This is a genomic window from Microbispora sp. NPDC046973, assembly GCF_040644495.1.
In the GTDB taxonomy this organism is placed as follows: Bacteria; Actinomycetota; Actinomycetes; order Streptosporangiales; family Streptosporangiaceae; genus Microbispora.
The window spans coordinates 403,230-423,224 of sequence record NZ_JBEYWQ010000001.1 but is presented as its reverse complement, the minus strand read 5'-3'; the positions used below and the strand labels follow the sequence as shown (position 1 = coordinate 423,224).

Sequence of the window (19,995 nt, the reverse complement as noted above, 5' to 3'; positions counted from 1 at the left end):
CACGTCTCCCACACGACGTCGCGGCACCCGGGGACAGGGGCGCATCACCAGCAGCCTCAGGCGGCCAGCTTCAGCGCCTTCTGGATGAGCGCGGCGAGCATCGATCTCACTTCGGCGCTGGTGACCACCTTCCAGAGCAGTGCGGCGAACCCGCAGGCGGCTATCGTGCCGACGGCGTACTCCGCGGTGGACATGCCCGCGTCGGCCCTCGTCCCGGCCTGCACCGCCCACTGAATGCCCAGCTCTCGGGCCCGACGCGAGACCCGGGCGACCGATTGCCGCAGCGCGCCGGACGACCTGCGCAGGGCGTCGCCCATCGCCCGCGCGGCCTTCCAGGGCCGGGCGCCTTGACGCCCCGCACCTTGACGCCCCGCACCTTGGAATCCGGCGCCTTGGGCCTCCGGCCGTCCCGTCCTCGGAGGGACGGCCAGGGCGCTGACAGCGAGGACGCTCCCCGCCACACCCACTTTCGCGTCGCCGAATCCCGTCCACAGGCCGAAGCGGGTGAACACGGACATGCGCCCGGCGCGGCCGAGCAGCGCCCTTCGCGCGGAGCGCACGAGCGCCGCCCATCGTGCCGGCCGCGCCCTGTGACGGCCCGCAGCGTCACCGTCTCGCCGCCGGAGGATGGTGCCCGTCTGGTTCTTCCGGCCGGTCGCGGCGTGCTTGCTCATCGGTCCTCCTGACCCGCTCGGGGCGGCCCCTCCGCCCGTGCTGGGGCCAGACTGCGGGATCACGGACGGACGGATTCGGGCCGAGCACGGTTCTGTGGACAAGGGCACCGCAACCACAGTTGTCCACAATCACAGCGCCCTCAGCTGTGGATCGACGACCAGCGATTGGTGAGCTCCTGCGCCATTTACCCTGCTCGCTGTCCACAGGTGTGGATGAGGCTGTCCACAGGTTGTTCATGGCAGGAGGATCTGACCCGCCAGACCCGCGACCATGGGGATGATCCCCAGGAAGACGAAGGCCGGCAGGAAACAGAGCCCGAGCGGTGCGACGGCGTGGACGCCCACCCTTCGTGCCGCGGCCGAGGCCGTCGCCTGAGCCGCGCGCCGGGCGTCGTCGGCGAGCCGGGTGAGGACGTCGGCGACCGGTGCACCGCTCTGGGCGGCCCGGATCATCGTTCTGGCCAGGGCCGCGAGCGCCGGTTCATCGGACAGAGCGGCCCACGCCTCCTCAGGAGGAGCGCCCAGGCGCATCTGAGCGCCGGCCCACGAGAGCCGCTCACCCACCGGGCCCGCGATCGCGACGGCGGTCGTCTCGACGGCCCCGCTCATCGGTTGTCCTGCCCGGAGACAGGCGACGATCAGATCGACGGCGAACGGAAGGTCGGCCCCCATACGCTCCCGGCGGCGCCTGACCTCGGCCGGTTCCCGCCTGCGAACGGTGACGAACAGACCGATGGCCGTCACCATCCCCGCACACGCCCCCGCCAGGCCGCCGAGGAGCAGGAACAGCAGGAGTCCCACGGGTGCCGCGACGGCCACTCCCCGACGTGACGCGCTCGCGCCCACCGGCGCGGGGCCCGGTGATCCCCGGGCCGGCGCCTCCGATGAGGCCGACGACGCGATGGCACCCAGCCGCACAGCCGGCGAACGAGCAACCGGCCATGTCAGCATCGCCAGCGTGGTCAGGAGCCCGGCCAGCACGGCGATCATGTCTCGTCCCCTCTCCAGCACAACAGCCGTCTCCAGTAGGACGACCGGCATCGCCTACGACGATGGCCGTCCTCATCACCGGGCGCGTCACCGCGCCCGCGCCACTGGCTACAACCGCCCGCCACCACCACTCGGGCAACCCACGACGCCGCCACTCGCGACAGCCGCCGGCACCGCTCGCGTCTTCGATCCGCGCCGACCCCGGCGCGCGTCCGATCACGGCGCCGGCAGTTCCTCCGCCCTGGCGACGAGCCTGTGGGTCCACCAGACGCCGGCGGCGTCGAGGGCGAGCCCGACGACCAGACAGACGAACCCCGCCGGACTGCCGAACAGGAACGCCAGCGGGTCCATGCCGAGTCCGGCGGCCATCAGCAGGCCGAGCACGGGCAGGCCCGCCAGCATCCGGGCGGTCGCCCGAGGTCCGGCAAGCTGGGCGCCCACCTCCTCTCGATGGGCCTGTGCCTCCCGCAGAGACGCGCACACCCGTTCCACCAGTGCGGTCAGGCCGCCGCCCACGGCCACGCTCACCCGCCAGCACGCGGCCAGGCGGACCAGTCCCTCGCCGCCGCGGGCGGGCGCCGCGGTCAGCAGGGCCGCGGCGACGTCGCCTCCGTCCCGGGCGGCGGCGACCACCGGGGCGAGCACGGCCGGGTCGGGCGGCCTGACCGAGGAGACCGCCCGAGCAAGGGCGTCGCCAGGGGTCCTGCCCGCCGACAGCTCGGCTGCCAGGCTCTGGCACAGCTCCATGGACGCCGCACGCCAGGCCGCCGCCGTCGCCCCTGGCCGTGGACGGCGGGTGAGCGCGGCCCAGGACCTGCGCACGTCCCTAGGCCGCCGCGACCGGGTGAGCGACGCCAGCCGTGTCGTCCCGGAATCCGGCCCGGACCACACCCAGACGGCGAGGGCGGCGGCGACCATCGCGACCAGTCCCGCGACCAGCCCGCCCGGCACCGTCATGACGGCCACGAGGCCGGGCAGCGTGCTCGTAACGCCTCGAAGGCCAGGCCCCGGCGCGCCCGGCCGTCCGTTTCGAAGGTCAGGGCCGGAACCGCCGTCACCAGGCCGGACGGGCCACGTTCGAGCACGCAGATCTCCGACACACGGCGACGGCCGCCGCCGGCCTCCCGCACGAGGTGGATGACGAGATCGAGCGCGGCGGCGATCTGGCTGTGCACCGCCTCCCGCGACAGCCCCGCCGCGCAGGCCAGAGCCTCCAGCCGCGCGGGCACGTCGGCGGCGTTGTTCGCGTGCAGCGTGCCGCAGCCGCCCTCGTGGCCGGTGTTGAGCGCCGCCAGCAGATCGACGACCTCCGCTCCCCGCACCTCGCCCACCACGAGGCGGTCGGGCCGCATCCGGAGGGCCTGCCGTACGAGATCGCGCAGCCCGACCCCGCCCGCGCCCTCCAAGTTGGGCGGCCGGGCCTCCAGCCGTACGACGTGAGGGTGCAGAGGCTGCAACTCCGCGGAGTCCTCGACCAGCAGCAGGCGCTCCGCCGGACCCGCGAGGGAGAGCATGGCGCTCAACATGGTCGTCTTGCCGGTGCCGGTTCCTCCGGTGACCAGGAACGCCAGCCGGGCCGCCATGATCGCGCGGAGCACGGCGGCCCCGCCCTCCGCCGCGAGCTCCTCCACCGTGAACGCCCGCCGTGACGGCAGCCGCAGGGACAGGCAGGTTCCCTCCGCCGCGATCGGCGGGAGGACCGCGTGCAGGCGCACGCCGCCGGCGAGCCGGGCGTCCACGTAGGGGCAGGCGTCGTCGAGACGACGTCCGGCCGCCGCTGCAAGACGCTGGGCGAGCCTGCGGACCTCGTCGTCTCCGGGAAACGTCACACTCGTCCTGCGCAGGCCGTCTCCGTCGTCCACCCACACCTCGCGCGGCCCGTTGACCAGGACGTCCGTGACGCCCGGCTCGGCCAGCAGGGCTTCGAGCGGGCCAGCGCCGATGAGATGGGCGCGCAGCGTTCGGGCGACGGCCAGGATCTCGGCGTCGCCGAGCACGGCCCGCTCCGCGCGCAGGGCCGCCGCCACCTGGGCCTCGCTGGGGGCGGCACCGGTCTGCGACAGCCGTACCCGGACCGCCTCGACCAGATCCGCGCCGACCCCGGGAACGGTCACCGGTCCTTGACGGGTCACGGGCCACCTGCCCCGGCGGACGGCCTGCCGGTCCTGCCGGGCTGGGAGAGCCCGGCAAGGAGGGATTCGAGCAGCTCACCGCAGAAGCGGCCCAACGGGGAGCGGCGCAGCGGCGGCGGATCTCCCCGATCAAGCGTCTCCACGAGTCCGCGCACCTCCGGGAGCATGCCCGCGCACGGGACCGACAGAGAGGCCGCGACGACGTCGGGATCGAGCGTCCCTGCGCGCATCACCAGGCGCAGGTCGCCGGTCCCCGGCCGGAGCAGCGTCACCGTCTGGGCCGCCGCGAGCGCTCCCCGCAGGTCCGCGGGGACGACGACGATCGTCGCGGCGGCTCTGGCGAGCGCCTCGGCCTCGCCGTCGCCGACGTGCCGGGGCAGGTCGACCACGACCAGGTCGCAGCCGCGCTGCGCGGCGTCGAGCACGACGCGCATGGCCTCCCGGGGTATGCGCACCGGCTCGCCGCGATGCGCCGACAACACCGTGAGCTCCCCGAAGGTGGGCAGCGCCTCCTGAAGGGCGGCGAAGCTCATCCTGCCTTCCCTCCCGACGACGTCGGGCCAGCGGGCGCCCAGGGCCTCCTCCTGGCCGAGCAGCACGTCGATGCCGCCGCCGAGCGGGTCGGCGTCGACGAGGAGCGTGCGCAGCCCGTCGCGGGACGCCGTCAGCGCAAGGGACGCCGCGAGAACGGTGGCGCCGGCGCCGCCCTTGCCTCCCGCGACGCACAGGACTGTGCCGGCCCTGGTCACGGGCTCGGCGGCGTCGCCGAACTCCTCCACGAGGAGCCGCTCGGCCTCGGGCAGCTCCAGCACGGTGTGCGCCCCGACCGCGACGCACCTGCGCCACATGTCGGGGTCGTCGGCCGTCCGCGTCACGACGACCACGTTCTGCCTGGGCGGCGGACCCGTGGCGGCCAGATCCTCGGCCAGGTCACTGCCGACCACGACCAGCGGAGCCCGGATCCAGTACGGCCGGGCGTGGGCGGCTGCGTGGGCCACGTCGAGTTCGACGCCCGCGGCGGCGGCGATGCGGAGCAGATCGTCGAGGAGTTCGTGGTCGTCGGTTATGGCCAGTGGGCGTGGCATCGGTGTCTCCCTGTCGTCCGGGACGACTCGGCGTTCGGGAGCACCACGATGCGAGAGGCCGCGACCGGCGCGGGCGAGCGAATCGCGTTCTGTGGACGAAGCCCGGCCTGTGGACAAGACCGGGGCAGTTCGGGTCGTCCGCTATCGGCCGCAGGCGAGTTGATCAAAAGAAAAGGGCGACCCCCGCCGGGGGGGAGAGCGGGGGTCGCCGAGCGGTCCGGCTCTGGGGGGGTAGAGCCGGTCCCGTATTACAAGAAAGCTTTAAACAAGAGACCAGGGCATGGCAAGGGTTCCAGCACCCTCACGCTACACACGCCGTTCCGTATGCTGCCTGATCACGAGAGGTACGTCGAGAACCCTCCCAAATCTGAGTAAAACTTTTTCCCAAAGTCAGTGTGGCATGTCGACAGGCGCGGTCGCAACGGGTACTGAAGGCGGCCACGAGGAGTCACCGTCCGTATCTCTTCAGGCCGACACACGGCATCAATGGGGACAGAAGTACAGGAATGACCCAGGTGACTCGGTAAAGCTCTTGGACGTAGGGGTTTCCATCTCGGGGAAACGGACGTAAAAAGGGATTACGGACCTGCGGGTCCGTGTACGGCATCGGGTACCCACGCGCGACCAGCCGCGGGAGGCGTGTCGAGACGGGCTTGACCCGCTCCGACAGATTCAGGTGCACGCTTGGTAACCCGGTGGCGCGTACCGGCGACGGCGTTCCATACCAGGGACGCCGTCTGCTTTGTCCCCACCAGGGCCGCACACCGCGACTCCGATGCGGCAGACGGGGACACGGCCCGGTGGACCCCCGTCACGGCCCGCACCGGCGCCGCGTACGGCGGCCTGCAAGGGCGGATCAGCGGGACATGGCCTCGCAGATCGCCGTCGTCTCGCGGACGCCGTGGACGACCGCCGAGGCGCAGTGCCTCACCCAGGTGCCGACGCCCTCGCCCGTGCCCTTGAGATAGGCCCTGAGGCCCTCGGCGTACGCGTCGCCGAGGTCGGCGTGGCCCACCTCGACGGCGGCGAGCGACTTCGGATCGAGGCCGAGGTCGACCAGAGTGAGCCGCTCGGCGGCGCGGGCGACCAGGCCGTCGGCCACGCCGAAGGGACGCAGCACCGCCAGCTCCGCGTGCACGATCGCGGCGAGCACGAGGGCGGGCGCCGCGGTGGAGTTCGTGACCAGCCCGGCGAGGGCCGACATGCGGGCCGCGGTCTCCTCTGGTCCGGGCGCCGGGCCGATCCCCAGCGGATCGGCGGTCGTGGGCGCGGTCCTGGGCCTTCCGGGGTCGGCGGTCAGCCCGGCCGCCGCCAGGGCGTGCAGCCGGGCGAGGACCTGCCGCGGCGCCGAGCGCCACGTGGGGGCCAGGCGGCCGAGCTCGGCCGAGGCGCGCAGCGCGCCCTGCACGACGGGATCGGTCACCTCGCCCATGCGCAGCGGCTCGAGCGGCACGTCGACGCCCTCGATCGCGGCGGAGGCGCGCGCACCACGCAGGGCCGACTCGGCCGACACCTCGGGACTGCGCCGGCGCAGCACCCGGTGCCGGTAGAGCCGGTCGACGGCCTCTCGTGCCTCCTGTACGGCCTCGGGCACGCCGGGCAGCCCGGCGATCGCGGCCAGGGGATCGCTCACAGCCCCCGACCCTACCCGCCGGTAGAAGGTCGTTCGCCGAGGAGGTGTGGCCGTTCAGCGCACGAAGGCGACGCCGGTCTCGGTCAGTTCCTCACCTATCGCTAAGTTGGCAGGTTATAGGCGGTAAACGGACAAAACGCCCCCACCCCGATTACTTGTACTTGACGCCGCTCGCCTGGTGAAGTGGGACACGACATACCCCAGCTTGGCCGAGGCGGCCGAACGAGAGACAACCTTTAGAAGCTGTGAAGGAGCACGGAGTGGCCACCGAGACCCCCGGTCAGGAAACCCAGGAGACGCTGTCGAACCTGCTGAGCGAGACGCGCCGGTTCGAGCCCCCGGCGGACCTGGCGTCGGCCGCGAACGTCACGGCGGACGCCTACGAGGAGGCCGCACAGGACCGGCTCGCCTTCTGGGAGCGCGCCGCGGAGCGGCTGACGTGGGCGGAGCGCTGGGACACCACGCTTGAGTGGGAGCCGCCCTTCGCCAAGTGGTTCATCGGCGGCAAGCTGAACGTCGCCTACAACTGCGTCGACCGCCACGTGGAGGCCGGCCGGGGCGACAAGGTCGCCTACTACTGGGAGGGCGAGCCCGAGGGCGACAGCCGTACGATCACCTACGCCGACCTGCAGAAGGAGGTCGCGAAGGCGGCCAACGCGCTGCAGGAGCTGGGGGTGCGCAAGGGCGACCGGGTCGCGGTCTACATGCCGATGATCCCCGAGCTGCCGATCACCCTGCTGGCCTGCGCCCGGATCGGGGCGATCCACTCGGTGGTCTTCGGCGGCTTCTCCGCCTCCGCCCTGAAGAGCCGCATCCACGACGCGGACGCGAAGGTCGTCGTCACGGCCGACGGCGGCTTCCGCCGCGGCGCGCCGAGCGCGCTCAAGCCGACGGTCGACGAGGCGGTCGCCGAGTGCCCCGGCGTCGAGCACGTCGTCGTCGTACGCAGGACCGGCCAGGACGTCGCGGTCACCGAGCGGGACATCTGGTGGCACGACCTCGTGGACCGCCAGCCCGCCGAGCACGAGCCGGCGCCGCACGACGCCGAGGACCCGCTGTACATCCTCTACACCAGCGGCACGACCGGGAAGCCGAAGGGCATCCTGCACACCACCGGCGGTTACCTCACCCAGGTCGCCTGGACCCACCACGCGGTCTTCGACCTCAAGCCCGACAGCGACATCTACTGGTGCACCGCCGACATCGGCTGGGTGACCGGGCACTCCTACATCGTGTACGGCCCGCTCGCCAACGGCGCGACCAGCGTGATCTACGAGGGCACCCCGGACACCCCGCACCGCGGCCGTTTCTGGGAGATCGTGCAGAAGTACAAGGTCACGATCCTCTACACCGCCCCCACCGCGATCCGTACGTTCATGAAGTGGGGCGACGACATCCCCGCGAAGTACGACATGTCGTCCCTGCGGGTGCTCGGGTCGGTCGGCGAGCCCATCAACCCCGAGGCGTACGTCTGGTACCGCGAGCACATCGGCGCCAACCGCTGCCCGGTGGTGGACACGTGGTGGCAGACGGAGACCGGCGGCATCATGATCAGCCCGCTCCCGGGTGTCACGGCCGCCAAGCCCGGCGCCGCCATGCAGCCGCTGCCCGGCATCTCGGCCGACGTGGTCGACGACCAGGGCAACTCGGTGCCGAACGGCGGCGGCGGCTTCCTCGTGGTCCGCGAGCCGTGGCCGTCCATGCTCCGGACCATCTGGGGCGACGACAAGCGCTACGTGGACACCTACTGGTCGCGGTTCGAGGGGATGTACTTCCCCGGCGACGGCGCCAAGCGCGACGAGGACGGCGACCTGTGGCTGCTCGGCCGGGTGGACGACGTCATGCTCGTCTCGGGGCACAACATCTCCACGACCGAGGTCGAAAGCGCGCTGGTCAGCCACCCGAAGGTGGCCGAGGCGGCCGTCGTGGGCGCCACCGACCCGGTGACCGGCCAGGCCATCGTGGCCTTCGTGATCCTGCGCGGCAGCGCGGAGGAGAGCGACGACATCGCCGCCGAGCTGCGCGCCCACGTGGCCAAGACGCTCGGCCCGATCGCCAAGCCGCGGCAGATCCTGGTCGTCCCCGAGCTGCCGAAGACCCGCTCCGGCAAGATCATGCGTCGGCTGCTGCGCGACGTGGCGGAGAACCGTTCGCTCGGCGACGTCACCACGCTGACCGACAGCTCCGTCATGAACCTCATCGCGGAGAAGCTGCCCAGCGCCAAGAGCGACGACTGATCGCGAGCCGCCTGATCTCGTGAGGAAGGCGTGGACGAACGGCGTCCACGCCTTCCGCGTCTCCGCACGTCTTCGCACCGGCGCCGGGCTCGTCGCGAGCGAGGAGCGTACGGAGCGCCCGAGCCGTCATATTCCGCTCGCCCGCGGGCAGGTCTTCGCGTGTCGCGTCCTTCGAACCGGCTTATCCATCCGGCTTGTCCACAGGCAAGGGGCTTGACGTGCAGGTGCGCGGACGGGCACGAGATGATGTTTGATAGTCGCAGATAGGAGATCGCTCATGCCCGAGGACGAATCGCTCGGTGCGCTGGTCGCCCAGGCGAGCCATCACATCTCGACCCTGGTGCGGTCGGAGATCGAGCTGGCGAAGGCCGAGCTCAAGTTCGACGCGAAGCGGGTCGGCATGGCCGCCGGGCTGTTCGGCGCCGCGGCCTTCATCGGGCACCTGTGCCTGATCCTGGCCTCGTTCGCGATCGCGTACGCCCTCGTGGCCGTGGGGCTGGCCACCTGGCTCGCGTTCACGATCGTCACGGTGTTCTACCTCCTGATGGCCGGGCTGCTGGTCCTCGTCGGCTACCGCCGGCTCAAGGGGCTGACCGGCATGAAGCGCACCAGGCGGAGCCTGCGCGGCCTGGCGGGCCCGGAGGAGGCGGAGGAGGAGCTGCACGAGAGGGTCCCGGCCCCCGCCGCGTCGCGGCCCGCGGCCCCGGCGCCGCCGCCCTACACGGGCCCGACCGCCGGACAGGTGGGCGCTCACCGGGAGTCCGTGAGCGATGCCGGTTGACGAGACCCTGATCGAGGTCGACGGTCCCTGGACACACCGCGTGGTGCACGCGGGCGGTGTTCGGTTCCACGTGGCCGAGGCCGGTGAAGGGCCGCTGGTCCTGCTGCTGCACGGGTTTCCCCAGTTCTGGTGGACCTGGCGCCACCAGCTTCCGGCGCTGGCGGAGGCCGGCTACCGGGCCGTCGCCGTCGACCTGCGCGGTTACGGCACCAGCGACAAGCCGCCGCGCGGCTACGACCTGCCCACGCTGGCCGTCGACGCGGCGGGCTTGGTGCGCGCGCTCGGCGAGACGAGCGCGATCGTGGTGGGCCATGACTGGGGCGGCCTGCTGGGCTGGACGATGAGCGTCCTCGACCCGAAGGTGGTGGGGCGGCTGGTGCCCGTCTCGGCGCCGCATCCGCTGCGCCTGCGCTCGGCGCTGTTCACCGACCCACTCGGGCAGCTCAAGGCCAGCCGCTACGCCCTGGGATTCCAGCTCCCCTTCCTGCCGGAGCGGAAGCTGACCCGCAAGGGCGGCGCCGCGGTGGGCCGGCTCGTCGAGAGGTGGGCCGGACCGCAGTGGCCCGGCGACGGCGCGACCCGGGTGTACCGGGAGGCGATGCGGCTCCCGACGGTGGCTCACTGCGCACTGGAGTACTACCGCTGGTTCGCCCGGTCCCAGCTCCGCCCTGACGGCTTCCGCTACGCCCGCCAGATGCGCGCGGAGATCGAGGCGCCGACGTTGCAGCTGCACGGCGCGCTCGACCCGTGCATCCTGCCGCGGACCGCCCAGGGCTCCAGCAGGTTCGTGGCCGCGCCGTACCGGTGGCGGCTGATCGAGGGCGCCGGGCATTTCCCGCACGAGGAGCGCCCCGAGCAGTTCAACGCCGAGCTCGTCTCCTGGCTCTCCGACCCTGAACCCGATCGCTGAACCCGAGCACCCGGCCCGGCCCTCAACCAACGCAACCCGGCACTCAACCCGGCCGCTCAACCCGATCGCCGAACCCGAGCACCCGACCCGAACGCGCAACCGGCCGCTGAGGCCGGACACCCGACCTGACCGCTGAACCCGACCCCGAGCCCGCGGCCGAACCCGGCCGCTGACGTGCGGTGCGGCGCCGGGCGTGGCCCGCGAACGCCGGCCTCACCCACCGTGACCGCCCCACGCGGCTGTCCCCCGGCTGCCGGATCGGTACCCGTGATCTTGCAGAAGATAGTAGAAATGTGCCCTGAAGTGGCCCAACTTCCTGGTTGATCTCCGGGTGATCCGGAAGTCGCCGGGGTGCTTCGGCCGCTCCGAACCGCCCACGCGCCCTGCGGAGAGACCATGCGTGACCGTGACGAAGCGGGTCGCCCCCGCAATGCACGCCCTCGCGACGAGTACGGCAGGCCGCTTCCCAGAGGCACAGAGGGAGTGCCCCGCGTGCCGGACGACTACGCCCCCGCCGCCGAGGAGGCGCTGGAGGAGGCCAGGAAGCTGCTCGCGGCGGGCCGGCCGTTCCACGCCCACGAGGTGCTGGAGGCCCGCTGGAAGACCGGCCCGGACGAGGAACGCGAGTTGTGGCAGGGGCTCGCGCAGATCTGCGTCGGTCTGACGCACATCCAGCGCGGCAACCTCTCCGGCGCCGCCGCCCTCCTGACCCGCGGGTCCGCCCGGCTCGGCGCGTACGGCTCCACCCGCCCCTACGGATTGCACCTGCGGGCCCTGGCCGTGGAGGCCGACGCGGTCACGACCGCCATCGACGAGGGGAACGCCGACGCCGGCTCCGCCATCGCCGCCATCCTGGCCCGCCTGGCCCCCGCCGAGTAGCGAGGCCGCCCCAGTCGTCGGAATCGGTCTCGGGCACCGGCCACGTGATTCACGGCAGGCGCAGCTAGAGCAGCTTGTCGCGCGCGTAGACGGCAGCCTCCGTGCGGTTGCGGTCGCCGATCTTGGCGAAGGCGTTGTTGATGTGCGTCTTGACGGTCGTCTCCGCGATGAAGAGGGCCGAGCCGATCTCCGCGTTGCTCGGGGTGGGGTGGAGCGGCACCTCCGAACGGGGTGGAGCACGCGGGGGAAGAGGGCCGCCGCCTGGCTAGTCGCAGTCCTGGGTGCCCACGCGGACGACGGCGCCGCTGCCGTCGTTGGCGTCGGGCATGACCTCCTCGGCCGTGAGGGCGTATCCCGTCTCCGGCTGGTCCGTGGCCGCGGCGAAGATCACTCCGAACACCCGGCCGTCCGGGCTCAGCAGCGGCCCGCCCGAGTTGCCCGGCTGGACCTTGCCCCGGATGGCGTAGACCTCGCGCTCCACCCTGCGCTGGTTGTAGATGTCGTACGACTCCGCGCGCTGCTTGATCCTGATGCGCGCGGCGAGCGGGGTGAAGGGGTGGCCCTTCGGGTAACCGGCGATGATCGCGCTGTCGCCCTTGTCGGCGTTCATGTCGAAGCGCAGGGCGTTGATCGGGAGGCCCGGGACGAGCAGGACCGCGATGTCGCGCTCGGGGTTGTACAGGACGACCCGGGCGTCGTACTGGTTGCCCTCGTAGTCGGTGACCCGCAGCCCCTCGGTGACCCCGGCGACGACGTGCGCGTTGGTCATGATCCGCTGCCGCGCGTAGACGAAACCGGTCCCCTCGATGCGCTTGCGGCAGCTCGGGGCCGTGCCCTGCACCTTGACGATCGCCCTGCGGGCCCGGACGAGGGCGGGGCTGCTGTTGATCAGGCTCTGGTCCGGCGGGGGCACGTTCTGGCCGCCGATGGAGGTGATGACCTGCGGCCACTCCGAGGTGTTGACGAAGTCCCTGAACGGCTTCTGCATGCTCCGCACGCCGTCCGGAATGGCCTCGTCGACCGTCTGCCACACGACGGATCCGTTGATCTGGTCCTTGATCAGCGGCTGGCCGATGCTCATCGAGACCATCAGGGAGCCGATCAGCCAGGCGATGGCCAGAACCGACAGACCGCTGGCGACCGAGCCGCCGAAGGCGTCGACGGCCTTGGCCGGCTCCCAGGTGACGTGGCTGCGGGCCACCGCGCCGATCGTCGAGGACGCGAACTGCCCGATCGTCGCCGCCAGGAAGACGATGACGATGGCTAACAGGGCCCGCTCGATGTCGCCGCTGACGATCGCTCCGGCCAAGGGCGGCGCGATGAACAGCCCCAGGATGGCGCCGCCGATGAATCCGATGAAGCTGAAGGCCCCGATGATGAAGCCCTGCCGGTAACCGGATACCGCGAAGGCCACCACCAGGCCGATCAGAATGAGATCCAGAAGATCGCCGCGCACAGTTTCCACGGTATAGGCACGCCAGTCGTCGTGTGCGGGCGTCTGCCGGGTCTCGTCGCCATACGCGGCGTACGAGCACCTCGCCGGCTCAGCCCCGCGCGGCCAGGTCGACGACCTCGGGGGGAAGATCCTCGACTCGGGAGCGGTCCCAGGGACGCTCGAAGCCAGCCGCGGTCAGCACGCCGTCCAGCACGCCGGCGGTGAACCCCCATACGAGCAGGCCGCGTACGCGGAACGCCACGGAGGGGACGATGCCGCGGGGGTGGCGCAGCCGCAGCCGGTTGGCCGGGTCCACCAGCTCCGCGACCGGGACCCGCTCGACGGTCTCGACCTCGTCGGGAGACGCGGCGTGCACGGCGCAGGGCGTGTGCCACCAGGCGAGCACGGGCGTCACCCGGTTGTCGCTGCGCCAGACGTAGAGCTCGGGCATGGTCCCGACGACCTCGACCCCCGAGGGGTCGAGCCCGGTCTCCTCCTGGGCCTCGCGCAGGGCCGCGCCGATCGGGCCGTCGTCGCCGGGATCGACGCCGCCGCCGGGGAACGCGGGCTGGCCGGCGTGCACCCGGCCCTTCGAACTACGCTGGATGAGCAGGATGTCGGGCCCTTCGGGCCCCTCGCCGAACAGCAACAGCACCGCCGCCGAGCGGCCGGCGCCGTTCGCGGGCGGCCGCAACGCGGTGGGAACAGGGCTGTGCGCGGCCTTCGCGGCCAGCTCCGTCAACCAGGGGGGAGCCACGACCACCTCCACATCGTCACACCGCGTCGTCACATTAAGCACGCGCGGGACCAGGCGTGCCGTACAACCACGCGAGAGCGCACGAGCTTCCCGATCACCGCATACTCACGAGAACGGACCCGGCCGCACCAGCGTGCGCGCCTCGTCCGCGTCCGTCGGGCCGGTGCCGTACGACGGGCAGAGCGCGGCGAGGGGGCACACGCCGCAGGCGGGCTTCCTGGCGTGGCAGATGCGCCGGCCGTGCCAGATCAGCCGATGCGACAACATCGTCCACTCGGACTTGGGGATCAGCTCGCCGACCTCGTGCTCGATCTTCACCGGATCGGTCTCGGTCGTCCAGCCGAAGCGCCTCGTCAGCCGCTGGAAGTGGGTGTCGACGGTGATGCCGGGGACGTCGAAGGCGTTGCCGAGCACGACGTTCGCGGTCTTGCGGCCCACCCCGGGGAGCTTGACCAGGTCGGCCAGCTTGCCCGGAACCTCCCCCTTGTGGTGTTCGCACAGAGCCTGCGCCATCCCGATGATGCTGTTGGCCTTCGCCCGGAAGAACCCGGTGGACTTGATGATCTCCTCGAGTTCGGCGCGGTCGGCCCCGGCGTAGTCGGCCGCGGTGCGGTACTTGGCGAAGAGCACCGGCGTGACCATGTTGACCCTCTTGTCGGTGCACTGCGCCGAGAGGATCGTGGCGACCAGCAGTTCCAGGGGGTTGCCGAAGTCGAGCTCGCAATGGGCGTCGGGATAGGTCTCGGCCAGGATCCGGTTGATTCGCCGCGCCCGCCGCACGAGTCCCAGGCGGGTCTCGGCCTGGCGCTGACGCCGTCGGGGAGCGGCCGTGTTCGTCGCCATGCCGCAAGCGTAGGGCCTCGCGTCCCCGGCCCGCGCCCAGGACATGTCTTGCCATACATGCCACATATGCAGCCTGTATTTGCCAATTTGTCCCTATGCTGCGCAATACACTGTGCCCGTAGGGGGACGACCGGCTACCCGGCCGGTCGAGCGCGCAATGGGCGTAAGGATAGGTTTCCGCCAAGATTGTGTTGTTTCGCCAGGCACGACGCACAGCAGTGCGAGCCGGGAGCCATGCCCATGCGACGTAACGGGACACCCCGTAATGCGCCGGGGAGAGCGTGGGTCACAATGGCTAGCACGGAGCCGGCGACCGAGCGCGCCCGCAGCAAGGAGGCACCGTGAGCACCGAGGAAGTACTGAGCAAGGCGCCGCTGTTCTCCGCGCTCGACCGCGAGAGCGCCGCGGCTCTGCGTACGAGCATCACCGAGGTGGAGCTGCCCAAGGGCCGCACCCTCTTCAGTGAGAACGAGACGGGCGACCGGCTCTACGTGGTGCTCGAAGGAAAGATCAAGCTGGCGCGCACCGCACCGGACGGCCGGGAGAACCTGCTGAGCGTGCTCGGCCCCGGCGAGATGTTCGGCGAGCTGTCGTTGTTCGACCCTCGCCCGCGTACGGCCTCGGCGATCGCGCTGACCGACGTGCGCCTGGCGGGGCTCGGCCACGACGACCTGAGGCCGTGGCTGACCGGCCGGCCCGAGGTCGCCCTCCACCTGCTGCGCGCCCTGGCCCAGCGGCTGCGCCGCACCAACGACGTGCTCGCGGACCTCGTCTTCACCGACGTGCCCGGCCGCGTCGCCAAGCAGCTTCTCGACCTGGCCGACCGCTTCGGGCAGAAGACCGACGACGGTATCCGGGTGCACCACGACCTCACCCAGGAGGAGCTCGCCCAGCTCGTGGGCGCCTCGCGGGAGACGGTCAACAAGGCCCTGGCCGACTTCGCCCAGCGCGGCTGGCTGCGCATCGAGGCCAAGGCCGTGGTGATCATGGACAGGGAGCGGCTCTTCAACCGCTCCCGCTGAGGCGGAGCTAGAGCGTCTTGAGGTAGTTGAGCTGGGCCGCCACCGACATCTCGGCGGCCGGCCACAGTGACCGGTCCACGTCGGCGTAGACCATCTCGACGATCTCACGCGCGTCCCTGGCGCCCCTGCGGATCGCCTCGCGGATCTGCTCCAGCCGCTCGCGCCGGTGGGCGATGTAGGCGTCGAGCACCCCGGAGGGGTCCGGCAGGACGGGCCCGTGACCCGGCAGCAGCACCATGGCCTCCAGCATCTCGGCGCCCTGCCTGAGCCGGTCCAGGCTGCGCAGGTAGTCGCCGAGGTCCCCGTCGGGGGCGATGACGGTCGTCCCCCTGCCGAGGATCGTGTCACCGGTCAGCATCGCCCGGTCGCCGGGCAGCCAGAAGCACAGCGAGTCGAACGAGTGCCCGGGCGTGCCCACGACCCGCACCTCCACGTCGCCCGCCGTCACCACGTCGCCGTCGGCCAGGCCCTCCTCGCCCAGGCGGAGGCGTGGGTCGAGCGCCCGCACCGGCGCGCCGAGCATCCGCGCGAGCGTCGTCGCGCCCTCGCTGTGGTCGGGGTGGCCGTGCGTGAGCAGGACGGCGGTCACCCTGCGGCCGTCCACCCGCTCGGCGACCCGCCGCAGGTGCGCCTCGTCGTCCGGGCCGGGATCCACGACCAGCACGGCGTCCGTCCCGCCGACGATCCACGTGTTGGTGCCGTCGAGGGTCATCGGCGACGGGTTGGGCGCCAGCACGTTCACGGCGCTCGCCGTGCCGGCGCCGTCAAGACCGCCGGAGGCGTCCGGTCCGGGGATGCGCAGACCGCTCACTCGGCCGCCCTTCCTGTCTCGGGGATCATCAGCACCATCTGCCCGTCCACCTCGGCGGCCTCCGGCAGGACGGTCGTGATCGAGCGGGGGCAGGCGAGCACGTCGCCGGCCGACTCGAACGCCGCCATCTCGGCCAGCGTCCGGAAGGTGGGCGGCAGCATGTGGGCCGCTCCAGCCCTCGCGGCGGCCAGCGCGTCACGCGGTCGCATCCAGGCCACCCCGGACGCCTCCCCGCCCACGTCACGCGTACGCTGCCCGGGCGGCATGGCCGCCACGAAGAAGCGGGTGTCGAAGCGCCGGGGCTCCACGACGGGCGTGATCCAGTGCGCCCACGCCTTGAGCAGGTCGGACCTGAGCACGAGTCTGCGCCGGTCGAGGAACTCCGCGAACGACAGCGTGCGCGCGATCAGCGCGAGGCGGTCGGCCTCCCAGTCCGGGCCGGTCGTGTCCGTCACCACCGTGTCCGGGCCCGGCCCGGCCAGGAGCACGCCCGACTCCTCGAACGTCTCGCGTACGGCCGCGCAGACGAGGCCCCGGGCCGTGCTCTCGTCGGCCCGGAAGACCTCGCCCCACTCGGCGGGCGACGGGCCCGCCCAGGCCACGGTGTGGTCGGCGTCCCGCGGGTCGACCGATCCGCCGGGGAACACGTAGGCGCCGGCGGCGAAGGCCATCGTGGCCTTGCGCCTGAGGAGGTACACCTCCAGGGGGTCGTCCCGCAGCAGCACCACCGTGGCCGCGTCCCTGGCGGGGACGGGAGCCAGGCGGCCGGCGAGGATCTCCCGCGCCCGTTCGCCGACCTCGCCGGGCAGCGGAAACCCCATGAGGCCCTCCAGAACAACACTCGGGTCAACCGGCCCCCCATGCTCCCCCACGCGTTCGCGGAACCGCAAACCCCGGTTCCGGCCCGCCGGACCGTCAGCGGACCTCCGCGATGACCTCCACCTCGACCGGGGCGTCGAGCGGGAGGACCGCCACGCCGACCGCGCTCCTCGCGTGCTTGCCCGCCTCGCCGAACACCTCGCCGAGCAGTTCGCTGGCGCCGTTCACGACCTGCGGCTGCCCGGTGAAGCCGGGAGCGCTCGCGACGAACCCGACCACCTTCACGATCCGCACGACCTGCGACAGGTCGCCCACCAGCGCCTTGACGGCCGCCAGCGCGTTGACCGCGCAGATGCGCGCCTGTTCCTTGGCCTCCTCGGCCGACACCTCCGCGCCGACCTTGCCGGAGACGGCCAGCTCGCCCTTCACGAGCGGGAGCTGGCCGGAGGTGTAGACGAGGTCGCCCGTCCGTACGGCGGGCACGTACGCGGCCAGCGGGGGCACGACCTCGGGCAGCGTGAGCCCGAGCTCGGCGAGCCGCTCCTCCGGGGTCGCCATCACTTCGGCCGCTTCATGTAGGCGACCAGCTGCTCGGGGTTGGGCCCCGGGATGACCGAGACGAGCTCCCACCCGTCTTCGCCCCAGTTGTCCAGAATCTGCTTCGTGGCGTGCGTGAGCAACGGCACGGTGACGTATTCCCACTTGGTCATGGGCAAAGGCTATCGAGGCACGGCACGCCGGGGACGCTCAGGAACGCGGTTCGGCCCGGGGCGCGCGGGCCGGCGCGTCGATCGGCCTGCCGTGCAGGTCGGCGGGCGCGTCGAACGGCGTGCCGGGCAGGTCGGCCGGGGCGCCGATGGCGGGCAGCTCCTCCAGCGCCTCCTCCACCGGCTCGGGCTCCTCGGCCTCGGCCTTCGGCTCGGCGGCGGGCGTCTCGGCGGCGGGAGCCATCTTGTCGAAGAAGCGCAGCAGCTCGACCGGCAGCGGCATGACCAGCGTGCTGTTCTTCTCGGCCGCGACCTCCACCACGGTCTGCAGCATGCGCAGCTGCAGGGCCGCCGGGTCGGAGGACATCTGCCGCGCGGCGGCGGCCAGCCGCTTGGACGCCTGAAACTCGCCGTCGGCCGTGATGATCCGGGCGCGCCGCTCCCGCTCGGCCTCCGCCTGCCGGGACATCGACCTCTTCATGCCCTCGGGCAGCGCCACGTCCTTGATCTCGACCCGCTCGATCCGGATGCCCCACGGCCCCTCGGTCGGCTCGTCGATGACGGCCTTGAGCTGGGCGTTCAACGCGTCCCTGTCGGACAGCAACTGGTCCAGCTCCGACTGGCCGATCACCGAACGCAGCGACGTCTGCGCCACCTGGGAGACCGCGAAGAGGTAGTTCTGGACGTTCACGACCGCCTTGATCGGGTCGATCACCCGGAAGTAGACCACCGCGTCGACGCGGACGGAGACGTTGTCCCTGGTGATGCCCTCCTGCGCGGGCACGCCCATGGTGACGATCTGCATGTTCACTTTTTGCATGCGGTCGACGATCGGGACGATCAGGTGCAGACCGGGCCCCCGCACCTCCTGCTGGATGCGGCCGAGCCGGAACACGATCCCGGTCTCGTACTGCTGGACGATCCGCACGCCCCGGGCGACGGCGACGACCAGGGCGAAGCCCAGGAGCACGACCAGCGTCAACAGCACCGACTCCACGGCCGGCACCTCCTTCGTCGACCGGATTGGGCAAGCGCCCATTGGCGAACTCTTACCCAATCGACGCGCAAGCCGTACCTCGGGTTCCAGCTCGGGACGACCCCCGCGAATCGGCAGGTGACCCTTGGGTAGCCTTCCTCACGTGGGCGAGTGGAGCAGGCACGCCGACGGGAACCACCGCGCGACGACCCGCGCACGCGATCTCGCCGGCCGTCCGGAGGAGGCACGGTGAGTCAGCCGACCAGCAGTCGCGGCGGGAGCAACGGGGAGGCCCGTGACACCGACTGGGACGGCGTGCGCCTGCACATAGTGAGCGGCAAGGGCGGCACCGGGAAGACGACGGTCGCCGCCGCGCTCGCGCTGGCCCTGGCGGCGGGCGGGCGCAAGGTGCTGCTCGTCGAGGTCGAGGGACGGCAGGGCATCGCGCAGGCGTTCGACCTGCCGCCGCTGCCGTACGAGGAGCGCAAGATCGCCGTGGCGCCCGGCGGCGGGGACGTGTACGCGCTGGCCGTCGACCCCGAAGAGGCCATGCTCGAATATCTCGAGATGTTCTACGGCATCAAGCGCGTGGGCAAGGCGCTGACCCGCATGGGCGTGGTCGACTTCGCCACGACCATCGCCCCCGGCCTGCGGGACGTCCTGGTCACCGGCAAGACCAGCGAGGCCGTACGGCGCCGCGACAAGCTGGGCCGGAGGGTGTACGACGCGATCGTCATGGACGCGCCCCCGACCGGCCGGATCGCCCGCTTCCTGAACGTGACGCAGGAGGTCGCCGGGCTGGCCCGGGTCGGGCCCATCAAGAACCACGCCGACCTGGTGCGCGGCGTCCTCGCCTCCCCCGAGACGGCGGTCCACTTCGTGACGCTCCTGGAGGAGATGCCCGTCCAGGAGACGCTGGACGGCATCGAGGAGCTGCGCACGACCGGCCTGCCGGTGGGCGGCGTGTTCGTCAACATGGTGCGCCCCGCCGGGCTGCCCGAGGGCGTGCTCGAGGCGGCCTCCCGGGGCCGGTTCGACTCCGCCGAGCTCGCGCTCGGCCTCAAGGCGGCCGGGCTGACGGACGCCACGGCCGACGCCTCCGCGGTGGCCGAGGCGCTCGCCCGGGAGGTGACCGAGCACGCCCTGCGGACCGAGCTGGAAAAGCGCGAGCGCGTCACGCTGGAGGAGGCCGGCGTGCCGCGGTACGACCTGCCGCTGCTGCCGGACGGCGCCGACCTGGCCGGGCTCTACGAGCTGGCCGACGCGCTGCGGGCACAGGGCGCCGCGTAGTGACCTTCCGATCG

21 protein-coding genes are annotated in these 19,995 nt (G+C 72.1%); 6 read left to right on the top strand and 15 right to left on the bottom strand.

The genetic code is table 11. From position 1 onward, the window contains the following. Positions 1-56: 56 nt before the first annotated feature. From ABZ860_RS02045 to ABZ860_RS02020, 6 genes are all read right to left on the bottom strand, one after another. Positions 57-674, bottom strand: a complete 618-nt coding sequence (locus ABZ860_RS02045) for a DUF4244 domain-containing protein (protein WP_357213732.1) — start codon at positions 672-674, stop codon at positions 57-59. A gap of 234 nt (positions 675-908) precedes the next feature. After that, the gene (locus ABZ860_RS02040; RefSeq protein WP_357213730.1) at positions 909-1,715 is read right to left on the bottom strand and encodes a type II secretion system F family protein; all 807 of its coding nucleotides are present in this window, start codon (positions 1,713-1,715) and stop codon (positions 909-911) included. A 165-nt stretch (positions 1,716-1,880) separates the two neighbouring features. Then, positions 1,881-2,621 carry a type II secretion system F family protein gene (locus ABZ860_RS02035; RefSeq protein WP_357214717.1) on the bottom strand — a complete coding sequence of 247 codons (741 nt, stop codon included), beginning with the start codon at positions 2,619-2,621 and terminating at the stop codon, positions 1,881-1,883. Continuing rightward, positions 2,618-3,796, bottom strand: a complete 1,179-nt coding sequence (locus tag ABZ860_RS02030; protein ID WP_357213728.1) for a TadA family conjugal transfer-associated ATPase — start codon at positions 3,794-3,796, stop codon at positions 2,618-2,620. The genes ABZ860_RS02035 and ABZ860_RS02030 overlap by 4 nt, the downstream gene beginning before the upstream one ends. Further along, a complete protein-coding gene (ssd, locus tag ABZ860_RS02025) occupies positions 3,793-4,881 on the bottom strand; it encodes a septum site-determining protein Ssd (RefSeq protein WP_357213725.1) in 1,089 nt (362 codons plus the stop codon). Before ssd ends, ABZ860_RS02030 begins: the two co-directional genes overlap by 4 nt. Positions 4,882-5,737: 856 nt before the next feature. Further along, a complete protein-coding gene (locus ABZ860_RS02020) occupies positions 5,738-6,514 on the bottom strand; it encodes an oxidoreductase (RefSeq protein WP_357213722.1) in 777 nt (258 codons plus the stop codon). 260 nt (positions 6,515-6,774) lie between these two features. Here ABZ860_RS02020 and acs point away from each other — a divergent pair, with 260 nt between their 5' ends. The 4 genes from acs (at position 6,775) to ABZ860_RS02000 (ending at position 11,321) form a co-directional block, all read left to right on the top strand. Continuing rightward, positions 6,775-8,751 carry an acetate--CoA ligase gene (gene acs / locus ABZ860_RS02015; protein WP_357213719.1) on the top strand — a complete coding sequence of 659 codons (1,977 nt, stop codon included), beginning with the start codon at positions 6,775-6,777 and terminating at the stop codon, positions 8,749-8,751. Positions 8,752-9,028: 277 nt separating this feature from the next. Then, positions 9,029-9,532, top strand: coding sequence for a phage holin family protein (locus ABZ860_RS02010; RefSeq protein WP_357213717.1), 504 nt, complete (start codon positions 9,029-9,031; stop codon positions 9,530-9,532). After that, a complete protein-coding gene (locus ABZ860_RS02005; protein WP_357213715.1) occupies positions 9,522-10,442 on the top strand; it encodes an alpha/beta hydrolase in 921 nt (306 codons plus the stop codon). Before ABZ860_RS02010 ends, ABZ860_RS02005 begins: the two co-directional genes overlap by 11 nt. A 492-nt stretch (positions 10,443-10,934) precedes the next feature. Further along, on the top strand, positions 10,935-11,321 hold the full coding sequence (locus ABZ860_RS02000; protein WP_357213712.1) for a DUF309 domain-containing protein: 387 nt from the start codon (positions 10,935-10,937) through the stop codon (positions 11,319-11,321). Positions 11,322-11,385: 64 nt separating this feature from the next. Here the strand turns inward: ABZ860_RS02000 and ABZ860_RS01995 are convergent, their stop codons facing one another. The 4 genes from ABZ860_RS01995 to nth form a co-directional block, all read right to left on the bottom strand. Then, positions 11,386-11,541 (bottom strand): LuxR C-terminal-related transcriptional regulator, encoded by a 156-nt coding sequence (locus tag ABZ860_RS01995; RefSeq protein WP_357213710.1) that lies wholly within the window; start codon positions 11,539-11,541, stop codon positions 11,386-11,388. A gap of 45 nt (positions 11,542-11,586) precedes the next feature. After that, on the bottom strand, positions 11,587-12,777 hold the full coding sequence (locus tag ABZ860_RS01990; protein WP_357213707.1) for a MarP family serine protease: 1,191 nt from the start codon (positions 12,775-12,777) through the stop codon (positions 11,587-11,589). A gap of 88 nt (positions 12,778-12,865) precedes the next feature. After that, the gene (locus ABZ860_RS01985) at positions 12,866-13,519 is read right to left on the bottom strand and encodes a CoA pyrophosphatase (protein ID WP_319018358.1); all 654 of its coding nucleotides are present in this window, start codon (positions 13,517-13,519) and stop codon (positions 12,866-12,868) included. A 99-nt stretch (positions 13,520-13,618) separates the two neighbouring features. After that, entirely contained in the window at positions 13,619-14,356 is a 738-nt protein-coding gene (gene nth, locus ABZ860_RS01980; protein ID WP_142561736.1) for an endonuclease III, read from the bottom strand. 341 nt (positions 14,357-14,697) lie between these two features. Here nth and ABZ860_RS01975 point away from each other — a divergent pair, with 341 nt between their 5' ends. Then, complete coding sequence (locus tag ABZ860_RS01975; RefSeq protein ID WP_030506761.1) at positions 14,698-15,378, top strand: Crp/Fnr family transcriptional regulator; 681 nt, start codon at positions 14,698-14,700, stop codon at positions 15,376-15,378. 7 nt (positions 15,379-15,385) lie between these two features. On the opposite strand, the gene ABZ860_RS01970 is transcribed toward ABZ860_RS01975, so the two are convergent. The 5 genes from ABZ860_RS01970 to ABZ860_RS01950 all read right to left on the bottom strand — a co-directional run bounded on the left by ABZ860_RS01970 (position 15,386) and on the right by ABZ860_RS01950 (position 18,712). Then, entirely contained in the window at positions 15,386-16,189 is an 804-nt protein-coding gene (locus tag ABZ860_RS01970) for an MBL fold metallo-hydrolase (protein ID WP_357213703.1), read from the bottom strand. Then, positions 16,186-17,010 carry an NUDIX hydrolase gene (locus ABZ860_RS01965; RefSeq protein ID WP_357213700.1) on the bottom strand — a complete coding sequence of 275 codons (825 nt, stop codon included), beginning with the start codon at positions 17,008-17,010 and terminating at the stop codon, positions 16,186-16,188. Before ABZ860_RS01965 ends, ABZ860_RS01970 begins: the two co-directional genes overlap by 4 nt. A gap of 94 nt (positions 17,011-17,104) precedes the next feature. Continuing rightward, positions 17,105-17,566, bottom strand: a complete 462-nt coding sequence (locus ABZ860_RS01960) for a RidA family protein (protein WP_357213698.1) — start codon at positions 17,564-17,566, stop codon at positions 17,105-17,107. Then, positions 17,566-17,718 (bottom strand): DUF4177 domain-containing protein, encoded by a 153-nt coding sequence (locus tag ABZ860_RS01955; protein WP_076440089.1) that lies wholly within the window; start codon positions 17,716-17,718, stop codon positions 17,566-17,568. The genes ABZ860_RS01960 and ABZ860_RS01955 overlap by 1 nt, the downstream gene beginning before the upstream one ends. 37 nt (positions 17,719-17,755) lie before the next feature. Continuing rightward, complete coding sequence (locus ABZ860_RS01950) at positions 17,756-18,712, bottom strand: slipin family protein (RefSeq protein ID WP_357213697.1); 957 nt, start codon at positions 18,710-18,712, stop codon at positions 17,756-17,758. 228 nt (positions 18,713-18,940) lie between these two features. On the opposite strand from ABZ860_RS01950, the gene ABZ860_RS01945 reads away from it, so the two are divergent. Then, the gene (locus ABZ860_RS01945; protein ID WP_357213694.1) at positions 18,941-19,981 is read left to right on the top strand and encodes an ArsA-related P-loop ATPase; all 1,041 of its coding nucleotides are present in this window, start codon (positions 18,941-18,943) and stop codon (positions 19,979-19,981) included. Positions 19,982-19,995 lie beyond the last annotated feature (14 nt).